Origin of the sequence: Neobacillus drentensis, from assembly GCF_036966985.1 — a bacterium.
Classification (GTDB): Bacteria; Bacillota; Bacilli; order Bacillales; family Cytobacillaceae; genus Neobacillus; species Neobacillus drentensis_E.
The window spans coordinates 1-3,481 of sequence record NZ_JBALSN010000340.1 but is presented as its reverse complement, the minus strand read 5'-3'; the positions used below and the strand labels follow the sequence as shown (position 1 = coordinate 3,481).

Annotated in this window: 2 protein-coding genes; both read right to left on the bottom strand. The window is 41.6% G+C overall.

Going from position 1 to position 3,481, the window contains the following annotated elements; translation table 11 throughout:
• On the bottom strand, nt 1-668 hold a 668-nt coding region (gene mutL / locus V7659_RS21060), incomplete at its 3' end, for a DNA mismatch repair endonuclease MutL (RefSeq protein WP_335542018.1).
• 13 nt (nt 669-681) lie between these two features.
• Nucleotides 682-3,282, bottom strand: a complete 2,601-nt coding sequence (gene mutS / locus V7659_RS21055) for a DNA mismatch repair protein MutS (RefSeq protein WP_335542017.1) — start codon at nt 3,280-3,282, stop codon at nt 682-684.
• Nucleotides 3,283-3,481 lie beyond the last annotated feature (199 nt).

The window sequence follows — 3,481 nt, the reverse complement described above, 5'->3', positions numbered from 1 at the left end:
ATGGGAACCAACTGCTTGGCAATCCCCAGCCCATAAATCGATGCCAGGACCTGACGAACATCTCCGTTTCCATTGGTTTGCAACAATTTCCGATCATTATGAATAAGGCGGAAGGCCACCTCAGGATGGGAAAGGGCCAATCGATTCACAACGTCCGTTATATTTCCAAGCTCGGTATGAATGGTCTTCATATATTTTAAGCGGGCAGGTGTATTGAAAAATAAATCGGTAATCGTAATATCGGTTCCACGTCTGCTCGATGCTTTCTCAAATATTTCAACTTTGCCGCCTTCGATGACCACCCGATTTCCTGCCCCTTCACCCGTAGAAGTTTGCATCTCAAGCCGTGAAACGGAAGCGACACTCGGCAGGGCCTCTCCCCGGAATCCGAGGGTCCGGATTCGGAACAGATCATTTTCATTCTTTATTTTGGAGGTAGCATGGCGTTGAAAGGCGAGCAACACATCCTCTTCCTCAATCCCATTTCCATTGTCCGTAATGCGGATTTTCGCAAGTCCGGCTTCTTCCACCTCAATTTCAATCACCGTACTGCCCGCATCAATAGAATTTTCAACCAACTCTTTTACCACGGAAGCAGGGCGTTCTACTACCTCCCCCGCTGCGATTTTATTCGATAAGGCATCATCTAATTGAATAATTTTACCCATTCGGATTCACCCCCTACTTTAACTTTTTCTGGAGCTCGTACAACATATTTATCGCTTGAAGTGGTGTTAAATCCAATATATCTAATTCCTTCATTTTATCGATCACACGTTTCTCTTTAGTAGAGAGTTCTTGCTTCTTCACATCTTTCGGTTCATCAAAGAAAGAAAGTTGAGCAGGCTGTTCTTCTACGTGAACTACCTTCACTGCTTCTGTTTTTTGCTTGACCTCCTGGGTATCAGACTGCTCTAATGCGGTTAATATTTCATTCGCACGGCTGATTAGGTCTGAAGGCAAACCTGCTAGTTGAGCGACATGAATTCCGTAACTCTTGTCTGCTGGTCCTTCTTTTATTTTATGAAGAAACACGACTTTTCCATTATGCTCAATCGCACTGACGTGGATATTTTGTAACTTAGACAGTTCTTCATCTAAAACAGTTAATTCATGATAATGGGTGGAAAAAAGAGTCTTCGCTCCAATATTGGTGTGAATATATTCAATGATCGCTTGCGCAAGGGCCATCCCATCATAAGTCGAAGTTCCACGCCCAATTTCGTCAAACAAAATCAAGCTGTTTTGTGTAGCATTTGAAATCGCATTTTTGGCCTCGAGCATTTCAACCATAAAGGTACTTTGTCCGGAAATTAAATCATCTGCTGCACCAATCCGTGTAAAGACTTGATCAAAAATCGGCAGAACCGCTTCGGAGGCTGGGACGTAACAGCCGATTTGCGCTAAGATCGCGACCAAAGCGACTTGGCGCATGTAGGTACTTTTCCCTGACATGTTTGGGCCCGTAATCAATAAAACTTCCCGGTCGCTGTCCATGAAGCAATCATTTGGAACGTATTCCTGGGCGTTCAATACCTTTTCTACCACAGGATGACGGCCTTCCTTAACAACGACACGGCCCTCCATAGAAAACTGTGGTTTGACATAGTGGCGGTCCTCACTTACTTGAGCGAAGCACTGCAGGACATCCAGTTCACTAATCGTTTTTGCCAATGCTTGTAAACGCGGAATTTTTTCTTTTACAATCTCGCGAATCTCAGTAAACAATTCATATTCCAGTTCACTGCTTTTTTCTTCTGCTTGTAAAATCAAAGCTTCTTTTTCTTTTAAATCAGGAGTTATAAACCGTTCCGCATTGGATAATGTTTGTTTCCGTTCATACTGCCCTTCTGTTAAAAGATGCAGGTTTGCTCTAGTAATCTCAATATAATAACCAAATACACGGTTGTAGCCAACCTTTAGTGACTTAATGCCGGTCTTCTCCCGTTCTTCTCGTTCCAGTTGAGCAATCCACGTTTTCCCATTCCGGCTGGCATCACGGTACTGATCGAGCTGGGCATTGTACCCATCACGTATCATATTACCTTCTTTTAAAGAAAGCGGTGGATTTTCAACAATCGCCATCTCCAAAAGATCCGTGATTTCTTCACAAGGATCCAGAAGTTCAGCAATTTGGTTCACTTTTTCATTCTGCATCCCCTGCAAAATTTGTTGTAAATATGGAACCTGCATTAACGAACGCTTCAATTGGACCAAGTCACGGGCATTGATATTACCAAAGGCTACTCTTCCAGCTAATCGTTCTAAATCATAAACTTCTTTCAGCTTCTCACGTAGTTCTTGACGCTCAAAATAATGTGACAATAGGACTTCCACAATCGATTGACGCAATTCAATGTCCGTTTGACTGATTAACGGACGGTCGATCCAGTGCTTTAACATCCTTCCGCCCATTGCGGTCATCGTCTCATCAAGAAGCCATAATAAAGACCCTTTTTTTCCTTTGGAACGAATCGTTTCTGTTAATTCAAGATTACGCTTGGAATAGTAGTCAATTTTCATATATTGATGGATTTGATAGGTGGTGACTGGCTGTAGATGATCCAAACTTCTTTTTTGCGACCGGTATAAATAATGAAAAAGACGCGCGATTGTTTGCTTTAGTTTTTCTTGATTCAAATCTTTTAGCAGATGAGAAAAATTCATATCTATTGAACTATTATCTTCAAATGAAATCGCTAGGACGTCACGCTCACGAAGTTTCTTTTGCCATTCACCGTCAAAGCTACTGGCAACTACTACTTCCTTCGCACTCAGAACAGCTAACTCATTTAAAACTTCGTCAAAATTATTGGATAACAAGGTGACTCGGCTTTCACCTGTTGAGATATCATTGTAGGCAAACCCAAAGGTTCCATCATCAAATCGGGTAATTGAGGCAATATAATTATTCTCTTTATCCGTTAACCCCTTACCTTCCATCACTGTACCAGGCGTGATCAATTGGACAACTTCCCTTTTCACCATACCTTTGGTCAGCTTCGGGTCTTCAACCTGCTCACAAATCGCCACCTTATAGCCTTTTGAAATGAGCTGTTCAATATAGTTTGGTGCAGAATGATAGGGAACGCCGCACATCGGAATCCGGTCATCCGTACCACCTTGTCTGCTTGTTAGAGTTATTTCTAATTCTTGTGATGCTTTGATGGCATCATCGAAAAACATTTCATAAAAATCGCCTAAGCGAAAAAATAAAAAGGCATCTTGGTAATCTGCCTTAACGGTTAAGTATTGCTGTATCATCGGCGTATATGCAGCCATAATGACCTCCACTAAAAAAAGACTTTCGAGTATGTTCGACAAACTATTATACCATACTTCGTACGGACTTTTTTAGGAAGAAAAATCCTAATTCTAGAACGGAGTAAAATGGAAATATTTTATATTTTGGAAGAGGTGTAAAAACAATTCCATCGAATATAATTAGAAAAGTTACTATTAGCCGAATTAGGTGGTGGGG